Annotated in this window: 23 protein-coding genes; 15 read left to right on the top strand and 8 right to left on the bottom strand. The window is 68.1% G+C overall.

Annotated elements, in window-relative coordinates:
- Window positions 1-3: 3 nt before the first annotated feature.
- Together PV766_RS16760 and PV766_RS16765 are read right to left on the bottom strand one after the other, a co-directional pair.
- Complete coding sequence (locus PV766_RS16760; RefSeq protein ID WP_064063219.1) at window positions 4-1,008, bottom strand: rod shape-determining protein; 1,005 nt, start codon at window positions 1,006-1,008, stop codon at window positions 4-6.
- Between the two features lie 334 nt (window positions 1,009-1,342).
- Window positions 1,343-1,894, bottom strand: a complete 552-nt coding sequence (locus tag PV766_RS16765) for a helix-turn-helix domain-containing protein (RefSeq protein WP_255162552.1) — start codon at window positions 1,892-1,894, stop codon at window positions 1,343-1,345.
- Between the two features lie 82 nt (window positions 1,895-1,976).
- Here PV766_RS16765 and PV766_RS16770 point away from each other — a divergent pair, with 82 nt between their 5' ends.
- Entirely contained in the window at window positions 1,977-2,336 is a 360-nt protein-coding gene (locus PV766_RS16770; protein WP_421097467.1) for a hypothetical protein, read from the top strand.
- Window positions 2,337-2,355: 19 nt separating this feature from the next.
- Here PV766_RS16770 and PV766_RS16775 read toward each other — a convergent pair whose 3' ends face one another.
- A complete protein-coding gene (locus tag PV766_RS16775) occupies window positions 2,356-3,021 on the bottom strand; it encodes a FadR/GntR family transcriptional regulator (protein ID WP_421097468.1) in 666 nt (221 codons plus the stop codon).
- An 11-nt stretch (window positions 3,022-3,032) separates the two neighbouring features.
- Here PV766_RS16775 and PV766_RS16780 point away from each other — a divergent pair, with 11 nt between their 5' ends.
- The 13 genes from PV766_RS16780 to PV766_RS16840 all read left to right on the top strand — a co-directional run bounded on the left by PV766_RS16780 (window position 3,033) and on the right by PV766_RS16840 (window position 18,594).
- Window positions 3,033-4,253: an MFS transporter gene (locus PV766_RS16780; protein ID WP_421097469.1), complete on the top strand. Its 1,221-nt coding sequence runs from the start codon at window positions 3,033-3,035 to the stop codon at window positions 4,251-4,253.
- Between the two features lie 132 nt (window positions 4,254-4,385).
- Complete coding sequence (locus PV766_RS16785) at window positions 4,386-5,264, top strand: sulfurtransferase (RefSeq protein WP_064063223.1); 879 nt, start codon at window positions 4,386-4,388, stop codon at window positions 5,262-5,264.
- Window positions 5,265-5,388: 124 nt separating this feature from the next.
- Window positions 5,389-6,015, top strand: a complete 627-nt coding sequence (pnuC, locus tag PV766_RS16790; protein ID WP_421097470.1) for a nicotinamide riboside transporter PnuC — start codon at window positions 5,389-5,391, stop codon at window positions 6,013-6,015.
- Window positions 6,015-7,070, top strand: coding sequence for an AAA family ATPase (locus tag PV766_RS16795; RefSeq protein ID WP_421097471.1), 1,056 nt, complete (start codon window positions 6,015-6,017; stop codon window positions 7,068-7,070). The genes pnuC and PV766_RS16795 overlap by 1 nt, the downstream gene beginning before the upstream one ends.
- A gap of 115 nt (window positions 7,071-7,185) precedes the next feature.
- A complete protein-coding gene (locus PV766_RS16800; RefSeq protein WP_421097472.1) occupies window positions 7,186-9,708 on the top strand; it encodes a phosphoenolpyruvate synthase in 2,523 nt (840 codons plus the stop codon).
- A 60-nt stretch (window positions 9,709-9,768) separates the two neighbouring features.
- Window positions 9,769-10,554: a helix-turn-helix domain-containing protein gene (locus PV766_RS16805; protein ID WP_421097473.1), complete on the top strand. Its 786-nt coding sequence runs from the start codon at window positions 9,769-9,771 to the stop codon at window positions 10,552-10,554.
- 141 nt (window positions 10,555-10,695) lie between these two features.
- The gene (locus PV766_RS16810) at window positions 10,696-11,733 is read left to right on the top strand and encodes an iron-siderophore ABC transporter substrate-binding protein (protein WP_421097474.1); all 1,038 of its coding nucleotides are present in this window, start codon (window positions 10,696-10,698) and stop codon (window positions 11,731-11,733) included.
- Window positions 11,730-12,773: a FecCD family ABC transporter permease gene (locus tag PV766_RS16815; RefSeq protein ID WP_129977871.1), complete on the top strand. Its 1,044-nt coding sequence runs from the start codon at window positions 11,730-11,732 to the stop codon at window positions 12,771-12,773. The genes PV766_RS16810 and PV766_RS16815 overlap by 4 nt, the downstream gene beginning before the upstream one ends.
- Window positions 12,770-13,822, top strand: a complete 1,053-nt coding sequence (locus PV766_RS16820) for a FecCD family ABC transporter permease (RefSeq protein WP_421097475.1) — start codon at window positions 12,770-12,772, stop codon at window positions 13,820-13,822. The genes PV766_RS16815 and PV766_RS16820 overlap by 4 nt, the downstream gene beginning before the upstream one ends.
- Window positions 13,819-14,619, top strand: coding sequence for an ABC transporter ATP-binding protein (locus PV766_RS16825; RefSeq protein WP_421097476.1), 801 nt, complete (start codon window positions 13,819-13,821; stop codon window positions 14,617-14,619). Before PV766_RS16820 ends, PV766_RS16825 begins: the two co-directional genes overlap by 4 nt.
- Window positions 14,620-14,765: 146 nt before the next feature.
- Window positions 14,766-15,821, top strand: coding sequence for a DNA polymerase IV (locus tag PV766_RS16830; protein ID WP_064063231.1), 1,056 nt, complete (start codon window positions 14,766-14,768; stop codon window positions 15,819-15,821).
- Between the two features lie 29 nt (window positions 15,822-15,850).
- Complete coding sequence (locus PV766_RS16835) at window positions 15,851-17,848, top strand: ABC transporter ATP-binding protein (protein ID WP_421097477.1); 1,998 nt, start codon at window positions 15,851-15,853, stop codon at window positions 17,846-17,848.
- Window positions 17,845-18,594: an energy-coupling factor transporter transmembrane component T family protein gene (locus tag PV766_RS16840; protein ID WP_064063233.1), complete on the top strand. Its 750-nt coding sequence runs from the start codon at window positions 17,845-17,847 to the stop codon at window positions 18,592-18,594. The genes PV766_RS16835 and PV766_RS16840 overlap by 4 nt, the downstream gene beginning before the upstream one ends.
- A gap of 4 nt (window positions 18,595-18,598) precedes the next feature.
- Here PV766_RS16840 and PV766_RS16845 read toward each other — a convergent pair whose 3' ends face one another.
- The 3 genes from PV766_RS16845 to PV766_RS16855 all read right to left on the bottom strand — a co-directional run bounded on the left by PV766_RS16845 (window position 18,599) and on the right by PV766_RS16855 (window position 21,462).
- Entirely contained in the window at window positions 18,599-19,258 is a 660-nt protein-coding gene (locus PV766_RS16845) for a DedA family protein (RefSeq protein ID WP_421097478.1), read from the bottom strand.
- 311 nt (window positions 19,259-19,569) lie between these two features.
- Window positions 19,570-21,174 carry an MFS transporter gene (locus PV766_RS16850; RefSeq protein ID WP_421097479.1) on the bottom strand — a complete coding sequence of 535 codons (1,605 nt, stop codon included), beginning with the start codon at window positions 21,172-21,174 and terminating at the stop codon, window positions 19,570-19,572.
- 90 nt (window positions 21,175-21,264) lie between these two features.
- Window positions 21,265-21,462, bottom strand: a complete 198-nt coding sequence (locus PV766_RS16855; RefSeq protein ID WP_006552868.1) for a DUF4177 domain-containing protein — start codon at window positions 21,460-21,462, stop codon at window positions 21,265-21,267.
- 201 nt (window positions 21,463-21,663) lie between these two features.
- Here PV766_RS16855 and PV766_RS16860 point away from each other — a divergent pair, with 201 nt between their 5' ends.
- Window positions 21,664-22,449, top strand: a complete 786-nt coding sequence (locus PV766_RS16860) for a maleylpyruvate isomerase family mycothiol-dependent enzyme (RefSeq protein WP_255162559.1) — start codon at window positions 21,664-21,666, stop codon at window positions 22,447-22,449.
- Window positions 22,450-22,509: 60 nt separating this feature from the next.
- Here the strand turns inward: PV766_RS16860 and PV766_RS16865 are convergent, their stop codons facing one another.
- The gene (locus PV766_RS16865) at window positions 22,510-22,785 is read right to left on the bottom strand and encodes a hypothetical protein (RefSeq protein WP_016933472.1); all 276 of its coding nucleotides are present in this window, start codon (window positions 22,783-22,785) and stop codon (window positions 22,510-22,512) included.
- A 106-nt stretch (window positions 22,786-22,891) separates the two neighbouring features.
- Window positions 22,892-23,797 (bottom strand): helix-turn-helix domain-containing protein, encoded by a 906-nt coding sequence (locus PV766_RS16870; RefSeq protein WP_129977863.1) that lies wholly within the window; start codon window positions 23,795-23,797, stop codon window positions 22,892-22,894.
- Window positions 23,798-23,828 lie beyond the last annotated feature (31 nt).

Here is a 23,828-nt window from a genome sequence, read left to right on the forward strand (position 1 = left end):
TGATCAGGCAGCAGTCGACGACGCGGCGTAGGCGGCGAGCACCTCGGGCCGTTCCATGCAGGCCGTCGCGCCTTCGGCGACGCAGGTGAGAGGACGGTCGGCGGTCTTCACCGGGAGACCGAAGGCCTCCTCGAGCAGTTGCGGCACACCGCGGAGCATCGATCCTCCGCCGATCGCCAGGATGCCTTCGGCCATCACGTCGCTGATCGCGCGTGGAGGCAGGTCGTCCAGGCAGGTCGACAGCGTCTGCACGATGCTGGTCGTGGTGGGCCGCACCGCGTCCATGATCTCCTCGGTCTCGAGCGTCACCAGGCGCGCCCGGCCGGTCGCGGCGTCGCGACCCTCCACGACGAGCGACCGCTCGTCGGCGGTGTCGGGTGCCCCCACCTTCGCGCGTTCGGCGGTGAGTTCGCCGACGAGGATCCGGTGTTCCGCGCGGAGGTACCGGAGGATCGCGCTCGTCAGGTCGTTGCCGGCGATGCGGCAACTGCGATGGGAGAGGACGCCGCCGTAGCAGAGGGCGGTGACTTCCGAAGTGCCGCCACCGATGTCGACGACGAGATGGGTGCGGGGTTCGAGCGGGTCGATCCCGCAGCCGAGGGCGCCCGCGACCGGTTCGGGGATCAGGCCGACCTTGCGGAGCCCGGCCTCGTGTCCGACTTCGAGCAGTGCGCGACGTTCGAGCGGCGTGGCGCCTGCGGGAGCGGCGATGACGCCCGTCGGCCGTATGCCGTAGTGCCGGCGCGGTGAGATCTGTGCGAGGACGGCCGTGACGAATGTCCGTGCCGTGTCGAGATCCACGATCACCCCGTCGCGTATCGGGCGGATCGGGACGATCCCGGTAGGTGTGCGGTCGACGAGGTCGCTCGCGTCCTGGCCGATTGCGAGCGCTCGGCGTGGCTCCTTGATGCGAACCATCATCAGCGACGGCTCGTTGAGGACTATGCCCTCGTCGGGGGTTCCGACGACGGTGTTGGCTGTTCCGAGATCGATACCGAATCCACGCACGTCGGCCTCCGGGGAGAGTGCAGCAGGAATGTTTCCGATGATGTGTGACAGAGGTATTGGGGGACGTGGGCATCGAGGGAAATGTGGTGTACCAAAGTTACCGCCGCCGTATTCCCCTTCGAGCGGTGTTTGCCGGAATGATACTTACGCGCTCCGCACGTGCTCGGTGGGCCACCGGGTCGTGACCCCGATTCGCCGTGAATCGGCTGTTCGTCCGCGATGGATCTGCCGGTTCGTCTGCCCTGCAACGGAAATACGCACAAATTTGCTGACGGCTCGGTTCTCGTCCTTCGCGCCGTGGGCCGACGCGAACGTGGGCCGGTTCCGCTGAGATCTACCCCTCTTCGGATGGAGCGGTGGGGGGAGCGGGGATCACCGCGGTCGTCAGGGTGATGCGCATCCGGTCGTCACCTGTATCCGTGCGATACGGGGCGAGGATGTCGGCGAGCCTGCTCTGGATCTCCGCGAGATCGTCGGTGGTGACGTAGAGCGGGGTGGTCCCGAAACCCAGATAGTCGCGCAGGCTTCGATCGTCGTCCTGGATGAACGTGTCGAAGCTCTCGCCGAGCGCGCCGAGGAATGTGACGAAGGCATTGCGTAGTTCGGCATCGCTCATGGCGGCGAGATCGTCGTGGCCGACGTGGGCCATGCGGTCGCCGAGTGCGAGGGTGCGTTCGACGGTTCCGCGTACGCGACGTTCGTCGACGACGGTGACGATCTCGGCGTCGATCAAGGCTGCGACGTGTCGGTAGAGCGTGGCCTGGGTGATGTCGGGGAGTGCCGATCGGAGCTCGCTCGTGGTCAGCTGCCGTCCTCCGAGTTGCTGGACGATCCGCAGCCGGACCGGGTGCAGCACGACTTTCGCGATCGGCGGCGTCTTCGCCATGGGTACCTACCCGTCATTGTTATCATCGTGATAATGTTCTCAGTGCTGTAGCCAGTTTACCTTCGACGGAAGGTCCGACGTCATGGCCCAAACGACATACGACAACGCAACCCTCCACCTGTCCTTCTCTCGGTGGGAAGCCTTCATGGTCCGCCGAACCGCGATGGATGTGCCGATCTCGGCGATCACCGGCGTGGAGGTCCTTCCGGGATGGACGTCCGAGGTCCTCGGCATCAGATCCGGCCTGGTGATCTCCGGTTACCTGAAAGTAGGCACCTTCCGGCACCCGCGCGGCATCAAACGTCTGGTCGCCATGAAGCGAGGCCATCCGGTGCTGCGCGTCGCGCTGGGTGGCTCCGGCGTCGACTTCGACGAGCTTCTCCTGAGTTCTCCGGAGGCGTACACCCTCGCGGACGCCCTGCGCTCGGCCGGGGTTCGATGATCGGCGGAGTCCCTACCTCTCAGTCGGTGAGCTCCGCGAACAGCCCCTGCGCCGCCTCCACGGTGGCGTCCTCGTCGCCGGCGATGACGGCGGCGACCAAGGTGGTGTGTTCGGGTTCGAAACCCAGGCCCGTGGCTCGGACGTGCCGGTCGATGGTGCGGCGGATCGACGGAAGCAGCGAGTCGTAGAACTCGAGGTACACCGCGTTGTGACTGGCCTCGACGATGGCGCGGTGCAGGGCGACGTCGGCGGCCACCGCGGCGTCGATGTCGGATCCGGCGAACAATCGGTTGCGCTCGGCGAGCAACTGTTCGAGCCGGGCCACGTCGTCGGGGGTGCGCCGGCGCGCGGCCAGGACGGCGGCGGTGACGTCGAGGGCCTGCCGCAGTTCGAGCACGTCGCGTTCGTGGGCCGTGGCGAAATACTTGCCGAGGGTGCCGGTGACGTGGGAGGTCGCGAGGACGTAGGTGCCCGAGCCCTGGCGACGTTCGAGCATGCCGGTGTGGACGAGGGCCTGCACGGCTTCGCGGACGGTGTTGCGGCCGGTGCCGGTGAATTCGCACAGGTGCGGTTCGGTGGGGATCTTCTCACCGACCTTCCAGCGTCCGCTGCAGATCTCGCTGCGCAACTGTTCGGTGACCTGCTCGATCAGGTTCGTGCGCTGAACAGGTTTTCCCAAAGTCATCCCATCATCCTATGATTTTTGGCGTGAGTCTTCTTCGTGGTCGTCTGCTGGTGTTCTGTGCGATCGCGATGTCGGCACTCGTCCTGAGGCTCGCGGTCACCTCGTTCAGTCCCCTCGCTGCGCAGATCAGTGAGGAGATCGGCTTCTCGTCCACGATCGTCGGTGTGTTCGGCATGATCCCGACCGCGATGTTCGCGGTCTTCGGTCTGGCCACCCCGGCGCTCGGCCGACGATGGGGACTCGAACGCACCGCGCTGATCGCGATGCTCATGGCAGGCGCCGGCATGGCGATCCGCGCGCTGATGACCGACACCTGGTCGCTGCTGCTCCTGTCGGCCGTCGCGCTGGGCGGGATGGGCATCGGCAACGTCGTCATCCCTCCTCTGGTCAAGCGCTACTTCTCCGACACGCTGGCACTCGTCAGCTCGGTATACATCGTGGGTGTGCAGCTCGGCACCATCGTGCCCGCTTTCGTCGCGGTCCCGCTCGCCGACGCGTTCGGCTGGCGCGTCTCGCTCGGAGTGTGGGCGCTGATCGGATTCGCTGCAGCGCTCCCGTGGACGTGGGTCCTGCTGCGGCGCCGCGGCGACGCTGCCGACGACGCCGTACCCGCGGAGCAGCACGCCCCCGGCCGGGTGTGGCGCTCGCCGGTGGGCTGGGGGATGGCCGGAATGTTCGGCATGACGTCCCTCGTCACCTACTCGATGTTCACGTGGATTCCCGACATCCTCGCCGACGCCGGAGCGGGCCCGGCCTTCGGTGGTGCGATGGTGGGACTGTTCGCCCTGCTGGGGCTGGTCTCCGCGTTCGGCGCTCCGTCGCTGTGTGCGCGGATGGAGAACCCGTTCCCGGTGGTCCTGGCGTGCGCCGCGTGTTTCCTCATCGCGTTCGCGGGCCTGTGGATCGCGCCGATGAGTGCGCCGATCCTGTGGGTCGTGCTCCTCGGACTCGGGCCCAGCACCTTCCCGATGGCGCTGACCCTCATCAATCTGCGTTCCCGCACCTCCGCCGGATCCGCCGCTCTGTCGGGCTTCACCCAGGGTGTGGGCTACAGCGCCGCGTGCCTCGGCCCGCTGCTGTTCGGCGTCTTCCACGACCTCACTTCGGGCTGGACCGCCTCGTTCATCTTCATGACGGTCGCCGTCGCGGTGCTGGTGACCGGCGCCTACCAGGCGTGCAAGCCGCGGGTGGTCGAGGACAGCTGGAACGCCCGCCCGATTTCGGTGGGGTAGACCCCGCCCGGCGGGGTCCCGGCCCAGTCGAATCGATTCGGGTGGGTTGATCCCCGCTGAGCGGGGCCGGGCCCACCCAGGTCGTACGGCTGCTCTACTGGAGGGAGATACCGAGTGCAGAGGAGGACCTCGATGAGCGACACGAAGCCGAGCACCGTCTCTCCGGAGTGGTTGTACGAGCAGTTGGGCGACGAAGATCTCGTCATCGTCGATGCCACCGTGCACCTGAGCATGCCGCCGGACGGGTCCGTGCACGTCGAACCCGGCTTGGCGACCTACCTGGAGGAACACATCCCCGGTGCGGTCTACGCCGACCTGTTCACGGACTTCTCCGATCATCAAGCCCCGCAACCGTTCACTGCGGCGCCGTCGGAGCGCTTCGCCACAGCCGCGGGCGCCGTCGGTATCGGTGAAGGTCGCCGCGTCGTGCTGTACGACCAGAAGAACGGCATCTGGGCGGCGCGGCTGTGGTGGCAGCTGCGACTCGAAGGTTTCGACGATGCCGCCGTGCTCGACGGCGGGCTGCCCGCCTGGAAGGCCGCCGGCTACCCGGTCTCCGACGAGCAGGTGGTGCCACACGGCGCGACCTTCACCTCGCGGCATCGTCCGGAGTTGGTGCGGTCGACGGAGGAGGTTGCGGCGTCGCTCGACGACCCGAACACGCTGATCATCAACGCCTTGGATCCTGCGACCTACCGTGGTGAGAGCCCGTCCTATCCACGGCGCGGGCACATCCCCGGCAGCATCAACATTTCCTTCGGCGAACTCGTCGATCCGTCGACCGGGCGCCTGAAGCCGGCGGCGGAACTGCGGGAGATCTTCGACGAGGCGGGCGCACTGAACCCGGACGTCACGCCGGTGACCTACTGCGGTGGCGGCATCGCAGCCTCGGGACTCGCGCATGCACTCGCGGTCGCGGGCCGGTCGGATGTCGCGGTGTACGACGGTTCGCTCAACGCGTGGACCGCCGACGAGTCCCTGCCGCTCGTGGAGGGTCCCGAACCCCGCTGATTCTCCGACACTTCGGTGTTCTCGACGTCGCACATCGCTGTCGAGAACACCGAAGTGCACTTCACCGTTGCCTCACTTAGAGCAAATATGATCTAATTGCCGTCACAAGCGAAAGGCGGCGACGATGATCGCATTTCTGAACTCGACAGCATTCACCGCACTCGGTACGCCCACCACCTGGGCCGAGGTGTTCGGCTTCGTCAGCGGCGCGTGGTGCGTGTACCTGGTGGGACGGCAGTCGATCCTCAACTGGCCGATCGGGATCGTCAACAACATCGTGTGGATCCTGCTCTTCGCGACCGCCGGTCTCTACGCCGATTCCGGACTGCAGGTCGTGTACATCGCCCTCGCCGTGTGGGGGTGGAGCAACTGGTCGCGGGGCAGGAACGGGGATGCCCTGCCGGTGACGAGCACGAACGCGACCGAATGGAGCGTACTTGCCGTCGTGGGTGTCGCTGCGGTCATCGGGCTGACGGCGCTGTTGGAGGTCGCGACGAACTCGACCGTCGCGTTCTGGGACGCGACTACCACCGTGCTCTCGTTGCTCGCGACCTGGGGGCAGGCGAAGAAGCGGTGGGAGTCGTGGCTGTTGTGGATCGCGGCCGACCTGATCTACATCCCGCTCTACCTGCACAAGGGGCTGACGCTCACCGCGCTGTTGTACGGAGGCTTCCTGCTTCTGTGCATCCGGGGTCTGCTCGCCTGGCGACGTTCGATGGCGGCCGAGCGGGAACCGGTGGAGGTGCGCTGATGTACCGGCACGCACTCGTCATCGGAAAGTTCTATCCACCCCATGTCGGTCACCATCACCTCGTCCGCCGTGCCGCGGAGCTCGCCGAGCGCGTCACCGTCGTCGTCATGTCCTCTGCGGCGGAGACGATTCCGCTGGGTGCACGCGTGTCGTGGATGCGGGAATCGCACGCCGCCGAGGCGACGGTCACCGTGACGGGAATACCGTGCGACGCGCCGATGGACCTCGAATCGGACACCGTATGGACCGCGCAGGTCGCCTGCATGAAAGCAGCCGCGCGTACCGTCACCGATATTCCGGTCGACGCGGTGGTCTCGAGCGAGAAGTACGGTGACGAACTCGCTCGACGCTTCTCGGCCACTCACGTGTGCGTCGATCCGTCGCGTGTCGCCCATCCCGCATCCGGCACGGCCTGTCGCGGCGACCTCGCCGGGCGCTGGGACGATCTGGACGCACCCGCCCGGGCCGGCCTCACGACCCGCATCGTCGTCCTCGGCGCCGAGTCGACGGGCACCACCACCGTCAGCCGCGAACTGGTACGCCGGTACCGGAAACGGGGAGGGGTCTGGGAACGAACCCGGTGGGTGCCGGAATACGGACGACAGGCCACCCACGACAAGCTCGGCACCGGAGACGTGAACGACATCGTCTGGACCGGAGACGATTTCGAGAACATTGCCGTCGAACAGACGCGCCTCGAGGAGGACGCGGCACGGGAAGGGTCTCCGCTGCTCGTCTGCGACACCGACGCGTTCGCGACGACCGTGTGGGAGCGGCGGTATCTCGGCAGCAGCGAACGGGCCTGGCGCGGCGTCCGCGGCCGGCGAGCGTTGTACCTGCTCACCGATCACCACGGTGTTCCGTTCGTGCAGGACGGCATCCGGGACGGTGAACACATCCGAGCGGAGATGACGGAGTGGTTCGTCGACGCGCTCACGGCCACGGGCCGCTCCTGGGTGCTGCTCACCGGAAGCCTCGAGGAGCGGGTGGACCTGGCGGAACGGGTGGCGGACCGGGCGTTGCTGCTGGGCTCGCAGTTCGGTGCGCCGCTGTAGAGCCAGGATTCGTCTTCCCCCTCTCACGTTATACCGGATCCTCGGCCCTCATGAGGATCGGCGATTCGGTTCATACTCGCCCACACAGCATTGAAGTCGCAGGTGGGGAGCTGGAATGGGATATGTACAGAATTTTCGGGAGATCGACCGCACGGCGGTGCCGACCGTCGGTGGCAAGGGGGCGAGCCTGGGGGAGTTGTGGCGCCTCGACGACGTCGACGTGCCCGACGGGTTCTGCGTGACGACGGACGCCTATCGAACGGTGCTCTCCGACTTACCACGAGTCGACAACCTGCTCGAGCGACTCGCGAAGGTCGACCCCGGCGATATCGCAGAGCTGAGCGCGCAGATCCGCGCGGAGATCGAGGAGTGCACGGTCCCCGGCGACATGGCCGAGGAGATCGCCGCGCGGGTCCGCGAACTCGGGGAGGACGTGCCCGTCGCGGTGCGTTCCAGCGCGACCGCCGAAGACCTTCCGACGGCTTCCTTTGCAGGGCAACAGGACAGTTACCTGGACGTCGTCGGTGTGGGAGAGGTGCTCCGGCACCTCCGCATGTGCTGGGCGTCGCTGTTCACCGAGCGCGCCGTGACCTACCGGTTCGGCAACGGCGTCGACCACCGGAAGGTGCACATGGCAGTGGTCGTGCAGCGGATGGTGTCCCCGCAGGCGTCGGGTGTGCTGTTCACCGCCGATCCGGTGACGTCCGACCGCACGGTGGCCCGGGTGGATGCGGGATTCGGCCTCGGGGACGACCTGGTGTCGGGCCTGGTGAACGCCGATGCGTACGCGGTGCGTGCCGGCGAGGTCGTGGACAGGACACAGCGGCAGGAGGTACCGGTGCTGACCGACACGCAACTCGCCGACCTCGTGCGGCTGGGCAGGCGCATCGAAGCACACTTCGGGCACCCCCAGGACATCGAATGGTGCCTGGCCGGCGGTGTTTTCCACATCGTGCAGAGCCGCCCGATCACCACGCTGTTTCCCGTCCCGGAGTCCGGTGACGACGAGAACCGCGTGTACGTCTCCGTCGGTCACCAGCAGATGATGACCGATCCGATGAAGCCGCTGGGAATCTCGATGTGGCAGTCGACCAGCCGTGCGCCCATGCGTCACGCGGGCGGACGGTTGTTCGTCGACATCACGGCCATGTTGGCCTCACCCACCCAGGGGCCGGGCATCGTCGGAATGATCGGTAGGTCCGACCCGCTCTTCGGCGACGCGCTGCAGACCGTGCTCGATCGCGGATTCGTCCCGACGCGCCCGGATGACCCTGCCGTTGCACGGGTCGGTCTACCACCGGCCCCGGACGAGATCGACCCGGCCGTCGTCCCCGAACTCGTGGCGCAGAGCGAGGCCGCGATCGCCGAGTCCGCGCGTCGCGTCGAGAACGAGACCGGTTCGGCGTTGCTCGATGTCATTCGCGCCGACATCCGCGATCTGCAGGAGGCGTTGTTCGGCTGGCAAGTCGGTGAGGTGATCGCGGCGGGCATGGAAGCGACCGAGCGGCTCAACGAACTGGGGCGTGAATGGTTGGGGGAGAAGAACGTTGCGGACGTGATCTCCCGCTCGGTGCCCTACAACGTCACCTCGGAGATGGGGCTGGCGCTGCTGGACGTCGCCGATGCGGCTCGTCCGCATCCCGACGTCGTGACATTCCTCCGGCAGGTCGACGAGGAGGGCTTCGACGACGCACGTTTCCTCGACGAACTCGGCGCACACACGGGCGGACCGCAGGTACGAGCGGCGTTCGAGGACTTTCTCGGCAAGTATGGCAGGCGATGCGTCGCCGAAATCGACATCACCCGCCCGCGGTGGGCCGAACGCCCCACCATGCTGGTGCCGACGATCGTGAGCAATCTGGACAACTTCGGGCCCGGCGCGGCGAAACAGCGATTCGACGACGGTCGGCGGCAGGCCGAGGAGAAGAAGCGCGAACTCCTCGAACGCGTGCGGTCGTTGCCGGACGGAGAGCGGAAGGCCCGAGAGATCGAGAGGCTCGTCCACCGTGTGCGGTCCTTCGCGGGCTATCGGGAGTACCCGAAGTACGGCATGGTCGGGCGTTACCTCCTCTACAAGCAGGCCCTCCTGCGGGAGGCCGAGCATCTCGTGCACGCGGGAGTGATCGACGAGAAGGAGGACATCTTCTTCCTGCGGTTCGAGGAACTCGAGGACGTGGTCCGCACACCACGACCGGTCGGCGACCTCGTCGCCGACCGGAAGCGGGAGTTCGCATCGTTCGGCAGGCTCTCTCCGCCGCGAGTGCTGCTGTCGACGGGGGAGACGCTCACCGGCGCGTACAGCCGCGACGGTCTCCCCGACGGGGCGCTGCCCGGTATCGCGGTGTCCACCGGTGTCGTGGAAGGACGCGCCCGCGTGGTCGCCGATATGGACCGAGCCGACCTCGAACCGGGCGACATCCTGGTGACCGCGTTCACCGACCCGAGCTGGACCCCGGCGTTCGTGACCGTGAGCGCGCTGGTGACGGAGGTCGGCGGGGTGATGACGCACGGCGCGGTGATCGCGCGCGAGTACGGGCTGCCGGCCGTGGTGGGCGTGGAGGACGCCACCCGCATCATCCGCGACGGGCGACGCATCCGCGTGCACGGCACGGAAGGGTACGTCGAGATCCTGTCCTGACCGGCGCCTCGGCAGCGCGACGTGTGAGGATTGTCGTCGTCGTGCAGCGGAGGAGGCCGAGTGAAGAGTGTCGAGGCGGCGGAGAGCAGGACGTTGCCGGTCTACGAGGCCGGCGAGATCGACGTGCCGTTCGTCATCGCAGGCATGGACGAACTCGTCTCCCGAGAGACCCGCTTCGAGCCGCATTCGCACCCGACGCACGAGCTGCTGTGGAACGACCGGGGCGCGTCCAGCGCGACCATCGGGTCGCGCACATGGACCATCACCTCGACGATGGGACTGTGGATTCCGGCGGGCCTGCTGCACTGGGGTGTCATGCCCGCCGGAACCTGGTACCGCACCGCGCATTTCGGGATCGACTCCGCTCCCTCGCTGTCCGACGGTCCGGTCGCGGTGGAGATGGCACCCCTGCTGCGACTGCTGCTCGACCGGCTGGCGGACGATCGTCTCGGCGACGAGTCGCGGTCGTTGACCGAGCGCATGGTGCTCGACGTGCTCACCCCCGCCGAGCACGAACTGATGGTGCAGGTGCCGTCGTCGACGGTCGTGCGACCGATCGTCGAGGCGATCGCCGAGGACCCGAGCGATCCGCGGACGCTCTCGGATTGGGCGGCCGAACTCGGGGTGAGCACCCGCACCATCACCCGCACCTTCCGGGCGGAGACCGGCCTGAGTCTCGGACGCTGGGTCGCGGCGGTCCGTGCGCAGCGAGCGGTGATGCTGCTCGGCCACGGCACAGATGTCGACGACGTCGCCAAACAGGTGGGCTACCGATCGGCGAGCGCGTTCGGGGCGGCCTTCCGCAGGGTCACCGGCACGACACCGGGAATGTTTCGGGTGGGCTGATGTCCCGATCGCTACAGGGGATGTCCCGATCGAGCGATTGCGTCGGATTCGGGCGAACATTACGGTTTAGGCAAACCTCGCCTAACTGCCGCCGGTGGTAAGGCCGAGCCCCCACCCCGTACGAGAGTGAGTTCTGCCTCCATGCGTTCGAAGCGCCTCCTGACGATCGCCGCCGCATCCGTCGCGGTCGCCCTCGGTCTCACCGCCTGTGGATCCTCCGACTCCTCGGACACCGCCGACTCCGGCTCCGCCGGTTCGGGCGAATACCCGATCACCATCGAGCACGCGCTCGGCACCGTCACCCTCGACGAGAAACCCGAACGCGTCGCCACGGTCAACTGGGCCAACCACGAGGTGCCGCTCGCGCTCGGCGTCGTACCCGTGGGTATGGCAGCCGCCAACTTCGGTGACGACGACGGCAACGGCATGCTGCCGTGGGTCGAGGAACGTCTCGAGGAACTCGGCGCCGAGACCCCGGTCCTGTTCGACGAGACCGACGGAATCGACTTCGAGGCCGTGTCCGACACGAACCCCGACGTCATCCTCGCCGCCTACTCCGGTCTGACGCAGGAGGACTACGAGACCCTCAGCGAGATCGCTCCCGTCGTCGCGTACCCGGAGGCTCCCTGGGCCACCTCGTGGCGCGACATGATCGAGCTCAACAGCGCCGGCCTGGGCATGGCCGAGGAAGGCGAGGAACTCGTCGCAAGCCTGGAACAGGAGATCGCCGACGCCGCCGCCGCGCACCCCGAACTCGAGGGCAAGGCCACGATGTTCCTCACCCACGTCGACACCGCCGACCTGAGCCAGGTCAGCTTCTACACCGCCAACGACACGCGAGCGGCCTTCTTCGAGGATCTCGGTCTGGCCACCCCGAAGAGCGTGGCGGATGCCTCCACCGACGACGCGTTCTCGAAGAAGGTCAGCGCCGAGCAGGTCGACGTCTTCGACGACGTACAGATCATCGTCACCTACGGTGACCAGGCGCTCGTCGACGCGCTCGAAGCCGACCCGCTGCTGTCGCAGATGCCCGCGGTCCGCAACGGTTCGATCGTCTTCCTCGACGGTTCCGGCCCGCTCGGCACCGCCGCCAACCCCACTCCTCTGGCCATCTCCTGGGTGCTCTCCGATTACGTCGATCTGCTCGCCGACGCAGCCGGCAAGTCGAACGCGGAGTGACCGCACCACACCGGCAGTCGACGCCGAGCGCTCACGAACGGGGGCGCTCGGCCGTCGGCAATTCCGTCTGGCTTCTGGCCCTGCTCGGGGTGCTCGTTCTGCTGGTGATCGCGTCGATCACCATCGGCTCGCGCAACGTCGACTGGGCCGACATCGTCGCGGCTCTCGGAGGCGCGACCGACAACATCGGTCAGGGCGCGATCGCCAAACGCATTCCGCGCACGGTGCTCGCGCTGGTCGTCGGAGCAGCGCTCGGGCTCGCCGGTGCCGTGATGCAGGGAGTGACGCGTAATCCCTTGGCGGATCCCGGCATTCTCGGTGTCAACATGGGTGCCTCGCTCGCCGTGGTGATCGGCATGGCCTGGTTCGGATTGTGGAGCCAGACCTCCATGATCTGGGTCGCGATCGTGGGTGCCGCGGCGGCCGCGCTGTTCGTCTACACGATCGGATCGCTCGGCCGTGGGGGAGCGACACCCCTCAAACTTGCGCTCGCCGGTGCCGCCACCTCGGCGGCGCTCGCGTCGTTCGTCACCGCCGTCATCCTGCCCCGCGGCGACATCGCGGGCAGCGTGCGGTCGTGGCAGATCGGCGGGGTGGGCGGAGCGAACTTCGAGGCCATCTCGCAGGCCCTGCCGTTCTTCGGCGTCGGCTTCGCCGTCTGCCTGCTGTCGGCGCGCAGCCTCAACTCCCTCGCACTCGGCGACGACATGGCCGCCGGTCTCGGCGAACGGGTCGCTCTCGCCCGTGGCGTCGCCTCGTTCGGTGCCGTCCTGCTGTGCGGGGCGGCGACCGCGATCGCCGGTCCCATCGCGTTCGTCGGTCTCGTCGTGCCGCACCTGTGCCGGTTGCTCATCGGCATCGACAACCGGTGGTTGCTGCCGTTCTCGGCTCTCGTCGGCGCGGGACTGCTCACCGCCGCCGATGTCGTCGGCCGCATCGTGGCGCGACCCGCCGAAATCGACGTCGGTATCATCACCGCGCTCATCGGGGCGCCCTTCTTCGTGTACATCGTCCGACGGCAGAAGCTGCGCGAACTGTGACAATCACACTCGAGACCACCGAACCCGACATCGACGAACTCGCCGCGAGCAGAGTGCGGCGCGGACGGCGTCGACACCTCGTCATCGCCGTGCTCACGACTCTCGTGGCCGCAGCCTTCGCCGCGAATCTGATGTTCGGCAAGACGTTCTATCCGCCCGCGGACGTGCTGCGTGTCGTCCTCGGAGAGGACGTGGCCGGCGCGACCTTCACCGTCGGACGCCTGAGACTTCCCCGCGCGGTCCTCGCGGTGGTCGCCGGAATCTGCTTCGGGCTCGGCGGCATCACCTTCCAGACGATGCTCCGCAACCCGCTCGCGAGCCCCGACATCATCGGCATCAGCTCCGGGGCCGGTGCCGCGGCGGCCTTCGCCATCATCGTGCTGGGTCTCGGTGGTACCGGCGTATCGATCTTCGCGATCGTCGCCGGTCTGGCCGTGGCCCTGCTGATCTACGGCCTGTCCTATCGCGGTGGGGTGGCGGGCACACGCCTGATCCTCATCGGCATCGGCATCGCCGCCATGCTCGACAGCGTCACCTCCTATCTCCTGAGCACTGCGGCGACCTGGGATCTGCAGGAGACGATGCGCTGGCTCACCGGCAGCCTCAACGGCGCGACGTGGGGAGCGACGGTGCCCGTCGTCGTCGCCCTCGCCGTGCTCGGGCCGGTGCTGCTCGTACAGATCCGCAACCTGTCGATGATCCAGCTCGGGGACGACGCCGCGCAGGCGCTCGGTGTGCGGGTCGAACGCACGCGTCTGATCGCGATCGTTTCGGCGGTCGGGCTCATCGCCTTCGCCACCGCCGCGACCGGACCCATCGCGTTCGTCGCCTTCCTGGCCGGGCCCATCGCCGCCCGCATCGTCGGACGGGGAATGTCGCTGTTCGTTCCGGCGGCACTCGTCGGGGCACTGCTCGTGTTGGTCGCGGACTTCGTCGGCCAGTACGCCTTCGGCACGCGCTACCCGGTGGGCGTGGTGACGGGTGCGCTCGGCGCGCCCTATCTCGTCTACCTCATCATTCGTTCCAACCGCGTGGGAGGCTCGCTGTGACCGCGTCGCACACTCTGATCGCCGAGAAACTCGAACTCGGGTACGGCAACCGCACCGTCGTGGAGAGCCTCGATCTCGAGGTGCCACCGGGGCGGATCACGTGCATCGTCGGCGCCAATGCGTGCGGGAAATCGACGTTGCTGCGGTCGATGTCACGACTGCTGTCGCCGCGCGGCGGGCACGTCCTGCTCGACGGCAAGGACGTCCACCGGCTGCACGCGAAGAAACTCGCCCGCACCCTCGGGTTGCTGCCGCAATCGCCGATCGCCCCGGAGGGCATCGTCGTCGCCGACCTCGTGGGCCGGGGACGGCATCCGCACCAACGGGTGCTGTCGCGCTGGAGCCGGGAGGACGATGCTGCGGTTGCCGACGCACTCGCCGCCACCCACACCACCGAACTCGCGGAGCGGTCGGTGGACGAGTTGTCGGGCGGGCAGCGGCAGCGCGTGTGGATCGCGATGGTGCTCGCGCAGCAGACCGACCTGCTGCTGCTCGACGAACCCACCACCTTCCTCGATGTCAGCCACCAGGTGGAGGTGCTCGATCTGCTCACCGATCTCAACCGCGACCGCGGGACGACCATCGTGATGGTGCTGCACGACCTCAACCTCGCCGCGCGATACGCCGATCATCTCGTCGCGATGGCCGACGGCAGTATCTACGCGTCGGGGGATCCCGCGGAGGTGCTCACCGGTGAGACGGTGAAGGCGGTCTTCGGTCTGGACAGCTGCGTGATCTCCGATCCGGTCTCCGGCAAGCCGCTCGTGCTGCCCGTAGGTCGGCACCACGTCATGTGACCGTCCGTCCGCTGAAACATTGGTCGTCCGCTACGGCAAATTGCCATAGCGGACGGCAAGAGCGGTAGCGAATGCTTGAGGCACGAACCGAACCGCTCGCCCGGAATCCGTGCCCGCACCGCGGTGAACGTCCTACGGTTGTCGGCATGGGTGCGCCCGGCATCGACCAGTGGGTCCTCCACGTCGACCTCGACCAGTTCATCGCCGCGGTCGAGGTGCTGCGCAACCCGGAGTTGGCGGGCCGACCGGTGGTGGTCGGCGGTCGCGGCGACCCCACCGAGCGCGGAGTCGTCTCCACGGCGTCGTACGAAGCGCGCGAGCACGGGGTGGGGTCGGGAATGCCGCTGCGGGTCGCGGCGCGCAAGATCCCCGACGCGGTCTTCCTGCCCGTCGACGCCGACACCTACAACGAGGTGTCACAGGTCGTGATGGACACACTCCGTGGGTTCGGCGTGGTCGTCGACGTACTCGGCTGGGACGAAGCGTTTCTCGGAGTGGAGACCGACGATCCGGAGGCGTTCGCGCAGCGCGTGCAGGCCGCGGTGCTCGACGCGACCGGTCTGCACTGCTCCATCGGGATCGGCGACAACGTCCTGCGCGCGAAGATCGCAACGGGTTTCGGAAAACCCCGCGGTGTCTTCCGGCTGACGCGCGACAACTGGTTCGCGGTGATGGGCGAACTCTCGCCCGATTCGCTGTGGGGCATCGGCTCACGCACGGTGAAGAAACTCGACGACATGGGCATCCGCACGGTCCGCGAACTCGCCCGGGCTTCCGTCGACGAGATGGCGGCGCGGTTCGGGCCCAGGACCGGTCCGTGGCTCGTCGGCCTGGGTGCCGGTGCCGGCTCGACGGAGGTGTCGGCGGAACCGTGGGTGGCCCGGTCGCGCAGCCGGGAGACGACCTTCCAGCACAACGTCGGCGACTGGAATGCACTCGCGGAGTGCGTGCGCGATCTCGCGGCGCGGGCGGTCGACGACGTCCGCGGTGAGGGACGAGCGGGAGTGCGGGTCGCGCTGAAGATCCGCTACGCGCCGTTCGTCACCCACACCGCGAGTGTCGCCCTGCCGTCGCCCACCACGGATCTCGCAGCCGTCACCGATGCGGCCGTCGGACTGCTCGGCCGCTTCGATCACGACCGCGAGGTTCGCCTCGTCGGCGTGCGGGTGGAGATGACGCCACCGGAGAAGCAGTCGCGTTAGCAGCTGGCACACTGGGGCCGGTGCGATCGGTGACCAGGACACGGGGACCTCTTCGACCACCGGAGGCCGCCGCAGCGGCGGTCTTCGGGACGTTGACGGCTGTGCTGTCGGTCGTCACCGGGCTGATACCCGTCGGTGTCGCCCAGGTGCTCGTCGCGCTCCCCGTCGCTTTCCTCGCCGCCACCGGCCGCCTGCGTGCGATCGTCGCTGCGACGGTCGCCGCAGGTGTCGTGGCGCTCGTGGCCGGAGGCCCGTTCTCCGTCGCCGCGGTCGTCGTCCTCTCCGGGATCGGAACGCTCGTCGGGTTCGCGCACCGGCGGTGGGGTCACGCGGCGGTGTTCGCGGTGCTGGCCGGATCCGTCCCCGCCGGGCTGCTGCTCGCGGCCGCCGCCTGCGGTCTGCTGCTGTTGTTCGACCGGACCCGGGTGCTGCTGCTCGAGGCGCTCGAAGCGTCGATGCGCGGCACGATCCGGGCGTTCGAGGTGGCCGGTGCGGGGCAGCATTTCGTCGACACCTGGGAACGGACCCTCGAGATCATGGTGCGGCTGTGGTGGGTGTGGATCGGCGGTGCGGTGCTGGTCGGCACCGTGGGGACCGCGCTGTTGTGCTTCGGGATCTTCCGCGTGGTGGCCCTCCGCAGCACGTGGGCGACCCGGTCGGTCGACTGGCCCGAGCAGGACCCGACCGCCGACCCGGCTCCGCTTCCCGTCGCACTGCGCCTCGTCGGTTACCGGTATCCGGGAACCGACCGCGACGCCCTCTCGGACATCGACCTCACGATCGGGCCGGGGGAGTTCGTCGCGATCGTCGGCGGCAACGGCTCGGGCAAGTCGACGCTCGTACGGTTGCTCGCGGGACTCGAGCCGACCGTCGGCCTGATCGACCGGCCCGGATCCGTCGGTCCGGGACGCCCCGGTGGCACGGCCATGATCCTGCAGCATCCCGAGAGCCAGGTGCTCGGCCGCACCGTCGCCGAGGATCTGCGGTGGGGACTCGAGGACGTCGACGTCGCCGATCTGCTCGCGCGGGTCGGCCTGGCCGGGATGGCGGACCGCGCCACGGAAGATCTGTCGGGCGGGCAACTGCAGCGGCTGGCGCTGGCGGGCGCACTCGCCCGGCGCCCTGCACTGCTCATCGCCGACGAGATCACCGCGATGGTCGACGCCGACAGTCGCGTGGAACTGATCCGATTGCTCGCGGACGTCGCGCGGGAGGGCACCGCGGTCGTGCTCGTCACTCATCTCGACGACGAGGCCCGCGCGGCCGACCGCATCGTGCACATCGCCGACGGACGCATCGTCCCGAGGATCGCCGCGCCATCGCTGCCGGCACCGGTCGCGGCGACCGCGCCCGCGTTCCCGCAGCCGGTCCTCGAACTGCGCGACGTCACGCACATCTATGCGGCCGGCACACCCTGGGCACACACCGCGCTGCGCGAGGTGTCGCTGACGATCTGCCGCGGCGAAGGGGTGCTGGTCGTCGGGGAGAACGGATCGGGCAAGTCCACCCTCGCGTGGATCGTCGCCGGACTGATGCGCCCCACGCGCGGAACGGCCGTGCTGCACGACACCCCGACGGCCGATCTGCACGGAGAAGTGGGCATGGTCTTCCAGCAGGCACGACTGCAGTTGCAACGACCGACCGTGGCCCAGGAGATCTCCGAGGTGGCCGGGCTTCCGCACACCGACCGCGGCTACGTCGCCGCCGTCCTGCACCGGGTGGGTCTGCGTCCCGAACTGATCGACCGGCCGATCGACCGGCTCAGCGGCGGCGAGATGCGGCGGGTCGCGATCGCCGCCCAACTCGCCCGCACCCCGCGGGTGCTGGTGCTCGACGAACCGCTGGCCGGACTGGACGTGCGGGGCCGCCGCGAGGTCGTGTCGATCCTCGCCCATCTACGCGCGGTCGAGCACGTCACCGTCGTCGTCATCTCCCACGACCTGCACGGAATGGAAGAGGTGTGTTCGCGCACCGTGGTGCTCGAGGACGGACGCATCGTGGAGCAGACGGGAGCGGTGATCGCATGAGTCGCACACGCACGCGCCAGCGACGCCCGATCATCCTGCTGCGCCCCGTGCCTCGGGAGACACCCCTGCACCGGGTGTGGGCCGGCACGAAGGTCCTGTCGGCAGCGGCGCTGTCGGTGGCGGTGAGCTTCGCTCCGAGCTGGACCGGGCTCGGCATCCTGCTCGCCGTGCTGGTGGTGGGTCTGCTCGTCGCGCGGATTCCCCGCGGGGTGGTCCCGACGATTCCGTGGTGGGTGTTTGCGGTCCTCGCCGTCGGCCTGGTCCTCAACGCTGCGGGTGGCGGGCTCACCGCCTACGTTCGGACGATGCTGCTCGGCGTGGGTTTGCTGGTGCTCGCGTCGCTGGTCGGGTGGACGACGCGACTGTCCGATCTCGTCGACGCCCTGCCGGTGCTGTTCGCCCCGCTGCGACTGCTACGGATGCCCGTCGACGAATGGGTGACGGTGTGCGCGCTGGCGCTGCGGATGCTGCCGACCGTCCGCGCCGAGATGCGGGTGCTGTTCGCCGCGCGCAAGGTCCGCGGCCGGCCCGGCATCCGCACTCCGGCGGGATGGTGGCAGGAGGTGGCCGACTCCGTCGGCGCGGTGGTGTCGGTATCCATGCGCCAGGTCCGCGATCTCGGCGACGCGCTGGCGGTACGGGGACCACGATCGGCAACCCGCCCGCCGCTGCGACTGCGGCTCGGGGACGTCCTGACGGTGCTGGTCGTGGCGGGCGCGTGCACGGCGATCACCGTGTGGGGATGACCCGTCAGTTGCGGTTGTCCGAAGCGGTGTCCTCCGAACGCGAGCGGATGCGCCGGACGATCCCGTAGCCGAGCACCGCGACGACGACGGCGATCACGACGTACTGCAGTGCCGAGGCGTACGGTTCGACGGCGCTCCAGTTCTCGCCGAGCTGATAACCGGCCAGCACGAAGATCGAGTTCCAGATGAGGCTGCCCGCGGTGGTGAACGCGAGGAACTGCCAGATCGGCATCCGCGTGACACCGGCGGGGATGGAGATGAGGCTCCGGAAGACGGGCACCATCCGGCCGAAGAAGACGGCCTTGCGTCCGTGCCGCTGGAACCAGGCGGTCGAACGGTCGAGGTCCTCGACATCGACGAGTGGAAGCTTCCGCACGACCGCGCGAATCCTGTCCTCACCCACCCAACGGCCGATCGAATAGAGACCGAGAGCGCCGAGCACGGAACCGAGGGTCGTCCAGAACAGCGCACCGAACAGGGTGAAACTGCCCAGGCTCGCGGCGAACCCGGCGAGCGGCAGGATGACCTCGCTGGGGAGCGGCGGAAAGAAGTTCTCGAGAGCGATCGCGATGCCGGCACCGACACCGCCGAGGCGGTCCATCAACTCGAGTGCCCATCCTGCGAGACCGTCGGTGGGGGCTGACTGTGAATCCGCGACACTCATCCACCCGACCCTACCGAGGGGGCGTCGAGGTTTCCGCTCGTACGGAGCGAAACGGTTCCGGTCAGCTCGGCCGGCGAGAAGGACGGCGGTGTATGTCGCTCTCCGCACGGAGGGCCGATCCGGAAGGCGATCTCCCGTGACGATCGTTGGCGTCGCGGGCAACCCGCAGCCCGCATCCCGCCCCCTCGACGCCGCAGCCCGTCTCGCCGCGGTTCTCGCCGGACGAGAGCCCGATCACGTTGTGGACGTGGTCACACTCGGTGCGGGACTGCTCGCGTCCTGTTCGCCGGGCACCGATTCCCCGCGAATTTCTAGGGCGGTGGTGTTCCGACCGATCGTCGCGGCAGCCGTCCGGTTCCGAACAGCGCCGCGATCGCGAGGAGCGCTGTCACGGCGAACGCGGCGCGCAGTGCTTCGAGTCGCGCATCGGAGTTGACCGCGACGAGCGCTTCCGTTGTGGAGGGGTCGACATTCGCCTCGTCGAGCGCAGTCCGTAACTGGGTCGTGGACAGGAACGGCACCCCGCCGGCCAGCTCGGTGGTCGCCTGCTGCTGTACCGAAGGCGGGACGTCGGGGTTGTTCTCGATTCCGGCGACGACCGACGTGGTGAGGGTCGCGATGAGGATCGACCCGATCAGCGCGGTGCCCAGCGACGCCCCGAGATTGGTTGCGGTGTTCTGCACACCGCCGACTTCGGCGCTCTGGGAATCCGGTACCGACGAAACCGTGACCGCGCCGAGCTGGGAAGCCAGCGCCCCCAGACCGAGACCCATCAACAACATGGGTATCGACACCACGGCCGCATCGGCGCCCGGGTCCATACCGGCAACGAGGATCAGGATCCCCAGGATCATCGAACCCAGACCCATGCGCACCACACGCCGGGGGTCGGCGTGGGGTCGCACTTTCGGGATCACCGTTGCGGCCAGCACCAGAGCGACCGACAACGGCAGGATTCGGACACCGGTCTCGACCGCGCTGAGTTCGAGTACGACCGACAGGAAGAGAGGGACGGAGAAGAAGACTCCGGCCTGCACCGCGAACTGCGCGAAGAACATCGTCAAACCGCCGACGAGCTGGCGGTTGGCGAACAGCCCCGGATCGACCAGCGGGTCGCGGCCCCTGCTGACGAGAGCGCTCTGCCACCGCATGAATGCATAGAGCACCAGCGAGCCCGCGACGAGAAGCCAGATGACCGGGGACAGGCCCAGTACGGCGGGTGCGCCCGGCTCGGCCCGCACCCAGCCCCATTCGCTCGAACGCAGGACGCCGTAGACGACGGATCCCAGACCGAGTACGGACAGTGCGGATCCCACGAGGTCGAGGTGGACGCGGTGAGGGGGAACGTCCTCGATACGGCGCAGCACCAGCAGGATCAGCACCACCAGGACGACCTCGCCGAAGAAGACGTAACGCCACGACGCGAACGTCGTGACGGCCCCGCCCAGCAACGGACCCACGGCCACGGCCGATGCACCGGCCGCCGCGACCAGACCGTATGCTGCGGAACGCCGCTCGGGAGTGAAGTTGGCCGCGACGAGCGAGACGATCGCCGGCATGATCAGAGCCGCGCCGATACCTTCGAGCAACGACCAACCCACCAGCAGGACCGCGAGGTTCGGGGCGAGTCCGGTGGTGAACGAGCCGATGCCGTAGATCACCAGTCCGATACCGAACGCGCGGCGTCGACCGAGGATCGTGCCGACCTTGCCCCCGGTGATCATGAGGGATGCCATCACCAGGGTGTAGAGGGTGATCGCGGTCTGGATGCCGGTGATCGTGGTGCCGACGTCCTGTGCGACGGTCGCCATCGACACGTTCATCACCGAGCTGTCGAGCGTCATCAGGAACTGGCCCGACGCCAGTACTGCGAGCACCAGTGATGAACCCGAGCGGATCTCCGGCTGCGACGACACCTGTCCGTCCTTCGGCTCAGGTCGCCGGGAGAGGCGGGAAGAATCCACTGCCGCTACCGACAGGTACCGGCATTCGGCGCGACATCGCTTCTACTCTTCGCGTTCGAACGTCACGAGCATTCCCTCGACGCCACCGGGGCCGATCCGTCCCTTGATGTCGGCGGAGGTGATCGCCTTCAGGCGCCACCCGTCTCGGGCATGATCGTTGAGGATCTTCTCGAGCTTGCCGCCGGACATCTTCCCACCGAGCATGCCTTCGCGGATCTCGATCACCTTGTACGAGTACATCCGTTCAGCTTACGGTCGCCCCGCGAGAATCTCGTCGAAATCCGACGGCAGTACGTGACACTGGAAGACGACGCTTTCGAGACCGATCGCGAACTTCGGTGTTTCCGACCGCGCTCGGCGACGTCGGAAACACCGAAATCGTGACAGGACACCGACCGTGCAGAATCGGGGCGGGTATCGGGCCGAGTGCGAAGGGTAGGCATGCTGGACTACGCGCGTTACTGCGGAGAGATCGTCGAACAGACGGAACTGCTGGTGGACTCACTGACCGGGCAGGACATGACCACACCGGTGCCGTCGTGCCCGGGATGGAACCTCGGTCAGCTCGCCCGGCACATCGGCTACGGGCACCGGTGGGCGGCCGAGGCGGTCCGGGGGAACGGGACGATGCCCCGCACCGACCGCGCGATGCGGGAGTTGGCGGATTACGTCGACGAGGATCCGGACGAGGTGATCCCGTGGTTGCGGGAAGGGGCGCACGAGCTCGGGACCGCGCTGCGGGAGATCGGCCCGAACATGCGGGTGTGGACACCGATCCCGGGTGGCAAGAAAACCCCGGAGTTCTTCGCCCGGCGGTTCACCCACGAGACGGTCGTGCACCGCGCCGACGCTGCGCTTGCGCTGGGTGTGGAATTCACGGTGGCACACGACCTCGCGGTCGACAGCGTGGACGAGTGGCTCGACCTGGCCGTGGTCACCTGGCCGCGACGCGATGCGGAACGGCACCGTGCGCTGCACGGTCCGGACCGGACACTGCACTTCCATGCGACGGACACGTCGGCGGAGTGGGTCGTGGATCTGACCGGAGAAGAGTTCGTGTGGCGGCACGCCCACGAGAAGAGTGCCGTCGCGGTACGCGGACCGCTGACGGAGCTACTGCTGGTGCTCTACCGGCGGCGCGCGGTGGACGCGGCCGACGTGAAGGTCTTCGGTGACACCGAGTTCCTGGCGACCTGGCTCGACGTCAGTCCCTTCGGCCAGCCGTAGGTCGGAACGCACAGCGGGTGGCCGCACCGCGACGTCGAGGCACGGCCACCCGCATGCGAATCAGAGCGACAGGCGTGAGGCCGAGTACGCGTGGCGGATCGCGTCGAGTGCGCTGGTGCAGGGAATGTGGGCTTCCTGCAGCGAGTGGATCACCTCGGCGGTCGGTCCGGACTGCTCGAAGGCGCTGCCGGCGGCGACGGCCCAGGCGACTTCGCCGGGCTCGAATGTCCGAGTGGGCTTCCATCCTCGCTGGGGTGCGAGCTCGCGCAGAGTGCTCCAGTGCGCGACCTCGTCCGCGTCCGGACGTCCGATGAAAAGTAGGCGGTCGTGTCCCACGATGAACCCCTTCGTTCTTCGTCGTGCTTCGACAGGTAGGTCGTCCTCCCTGTGTGCTTCGTTACATTTACCTGATCGCGAAGGGTCGTGGGTTCGGGAGGTTCCACTATGTGGTACGCGCGCCGGGCTCGCGGGACCCATCCGAAGAAGGCGGTCGTGTATCGCCGTAGCGAGCAGCGAACGCACCGGGGGTCATGCCCACGACCTTCGCGAAATCTCGCACGAAGTGGGGTTGGTCGGCATAACCGAGGACGGCGGCGACCTCCGACAACGAGCCGGGCCTCTCGCGCAGGCGGCCGGCGGCCTCCTGCAGTCGCCGTCGCTGGATGAGCCACTTCGGGGTCAGGCCGATCCGCCGCTGGACGAGGCGTTGCAGGGCCCGCTCACCGAGATCGAACTCCGCCCGGATCTGCTCGACGCGCAGGACGTCGGGGTTCTCCTCCACGAACGCCACCAGCCGATTGACGAGTCGTCCTTCCTCGTCGATCGGGAGGTGGGCGCGAAGCACCTCGTCGAACGCCTCCGTCGCGGAGCGATGCGACTCCGGTGAACGGGGGTCGGATGCCATCGCCTCGCGTACCCGTGTGGTCAGGCGCGTGCCGGGGTCGTCGAGGACGTCGGTGAGGTCGACGGCCCGGTCGGTGAACGCCGCGAGCGAGGTGCCGGTGAGCAGGGCGCCGGCCGCAGGGCTGAGCATGCACCCGACCGCCCAGCCCTCGCCGGTGAGTGTGACGGTGGACAGTCCGTGCTCGACACCGTAGAAGCGCGCGTAATCGTGCCCGACCACCATCTGGCAGACCGGATACCGCAGCACCCGTTGGGGTGCCTCCCGGCCGGGCGGCACCGACCAGACCGGAATCCAGTACCGCTGCACCAGGTCCGTGAGGTCGGGCCCGGCGGGATAGCGATCGATGGTGTGCGAGGCGTCGTGCGGATCCTTCAGGTGGGCGCGTTCGATGTCGTCGCGACCGCCGAGACGCCGCGCCGCCGGGTCGCCGCCGTCGGGTTTCATCAATACCTCGCCCTCGGTGGTCGTCAGTATC

The organism is Rhodococcus sp. As11, from assembly GCF_048957735.1.
Taxonomy (GTDB): Bacteria; Actinomycetota; Actinomycetes; order Mycobacteriales; family Mycobacteriaceae; genus Rhodococcus; species Rhodococcus gordoniae.

What these genes read in the sequence shown, in the direction of transcription:
- pnuC (WP_421097470.1), top strand. Translation starts at nt 5,389, where the DNA reads ATGATCGCATTTCTGAACTCGACAGCATTCACCGCACTCGGTACGCCC.
- PV766_RS16765 (WP_255162552.1), bottom strand. Translation starts at nt 1,894, where the DNA reads ATGGCGAAGACGCCGCCGATCGCGAAAGTCGTGCTGCACCCGGTCCGG.
- PV766_RS16785 (WP_064063223.1), top strand. Translation starts at nt 4,386, where the DNA reads ATGAGCGACACGAAGCCGAGCACCGTCTCTCCGGAGTGGTTGTACGAG.
- PV766_RS16855 (WP_006552868.1), bottom strand. Translation starts at nt 21,462, where the DNA reads ATGTACTCGTACAAGGTGATCGAGATCCGCGAAGGCATGCTCGGTGGG.
- PV766_RS16795 (WP_421097471.1), top strand. Translation starts at nt 6,015, where the DNA reads ATGTACCGGCACGCACTCGTCATCGGAAAGTTCTATCCACCCCATGTC.
- PV766_RS16770 (WP_421097467.1), top strand. Translation starts at nt 1,977, where the DNA reads ATGGCCCAAACGACATACGACAACGCAACCCTCCACCTGTCCTTCTCT.
- PV766_RS16870 (WP_129977863.1), bottom strand. Translation starts at nt 23,797, where the DNA reads ATGAAACCCGACGGCGGCGACCCGGCGGCGCGGCGTCTCGGCGGTCGC.
- PV766_RS16780 (WP_421097469.1), top strand. Translation starts at nt 3,033, where the DNA reads ATGATTTTTGGCGTGAGTCTTCTTCGTGGTCGTCTGCTGGTGTTCTGT.
- PV766_RS16810 (WP_421097474.1), top strand. Translation starts at nt 10,696, where the DNA reads ATGCGTTCGAAGCGCCTCCTGACGATCGCCGCCGCATCCGTCGCGGTC.
- PV766_RS16860 (WP_255162559.1), top strand. Translation starts at nt 21,664, where the DNA reads ATGCTGGACTACGCGCGTTACTGCGGAGAGATCGTCGAACAGACGGAA.
- PV766_RS16830 (WP_064063231.1), top strand. Translation starts at nt 14,766, where the DNA reads ATGGGTGCGCCCGGCATCGACCAGTGGGTCCTCCACGTCGACCTCGAC.
- PV766_RS16840 (WP_064063233.1), top strand. Translation starts at nt 17,845, where the DNA reads ATGAGTCGCACACGCACGCGCCAGCGACGCCCGATCATCCTGCTGCGC.
- PV766_RS16775 (WP_421097468.1), bottom strand. Translation starts at nt 3,021, where the DNA reads ATGACTTTGGGAAAACCTGTTCAGCGCACGAACCTGATCGAGCAGGTC.
- PV766_RS16800 (WP_421097472.1), top strand. Translation starts at nt 7,186, where the DNA reads ATGGGATATGTACAGAATTTTCGGGAGATCGACCGCACGGCGGTGCCG.
- PV766_RS16845 (WP_421097478.1), bottom strand. Translation starts at nt 19,258, where the DNA reads ATGAGTGTCGCGGATTCACAGTCAGCCCCCACCGACGGTCTCGCAGGA.